Annotated in this window: 1 pseudogene; it reads right to left on the minus strand. The window is 75.3% G+C overall.

Going from position 1 to position 999, the window contains the following annotated elements:
- Positions 1-95 precede the first annotated feature (95 nt).
- Positions 96-770, minus strand: a pseudogene (locus tag HUW36_RS33415) (PH domain-containing protein); the annotation flags it as partial.
- Between the last annotated feature and the right edge of the window lie 229 nt (positions 771-999).

The following is a 999-nucleotide window of genomic DNA, read 5'->3' on the forward strand; positions in this document are numbered from 1 at the left end:
ACGCCGTCAAGGACCTCTCCTTCGAGGTACGGCCCGGAGAGCTGTACGCGCTGCTCGGCACCAACGGCGCCGGCAAGACCTCGACCCTGGAGGTCGTCGCGGTCCAGCCGGAAGCTCCAGTCGTCCAGCACCCGGCGGACCGGTTGTAGCAGTACGCCGGCCATCGCGGTCAGCGTGCTGGCCACCGCGATGAACGACCAGGAACCCTCGGACAGGAACTGCGCCACCACGAACGCCAGGCCGAACGGCAGCAGGAACGCCTGCGGCGTGAGCAGCTGGCTGACCAGCAGGTCCTGGTTGCGTACCGCGTGCAGCCGGCGGCCGGCCGGGACGGGTGGGGCCGGCGTGGCCGGGTCGGCGGGCGCGGACGCCGGGGCGCGACCGGCCACGGCGAGCAGCCGCTGCCGCAACGCGGTGGCCTCGGCCACGCTGAGGTAGGCCAGCGGCGCCTCGGTCTTGCCCCCGCCGACCACCTCCAGCCGCAGCTCCGCCAGACCGGTGAGCTGGGCCAGCAGCGGCCGGACCACCTCGACCGCCTGCAACCGTTCCAGCGGGATGGCCCGGGTGCGCCGCCACAGCAGCCCCTCGTGCACCCGCAGCTCGCGCCCCACCACGTGGTAGCCGGTGTTCCACCAGCTGATCACCGACAGCACCGTGGCGCCGAGCACGAAGACCGCGACCAGCACGGCGAACCAGCCGAAGCCGACCCGGGACAGCGTCGACCAGGAGAGCCCGGCGATCACCACGACCAGGGACTTCGCGCCGTGCACGGCGGGACTCAACGGGTGCAGGCGCTGCCGCGGCTCCTCGCCGCCGGGCGGCGGCGCCCAACCGCCGGTCTGCGGGGACCATCCACCGGGCGGCGACCCCCACGCCCCGCCCTGCGGGGACCATCCGCCGGGCGGTGGTGCAGCACCGGGGGAGGGCGTCCAGCCGCCGGGTGGCGGTGGCCCCCAACCGCCGGGAGGCGTTACGGGTGGGCCGGAGCCGGGCGGTGCG

Origin of the sequence: Micromonospora maritima, assembly GCF_902825405.1 — a bacterium.
GTDB lineage: Bacteria > Actinomycetota > Actinomycetes > Mycobacteriales > Micromonosporaceae > Micromonospora > Micromonospora maritima.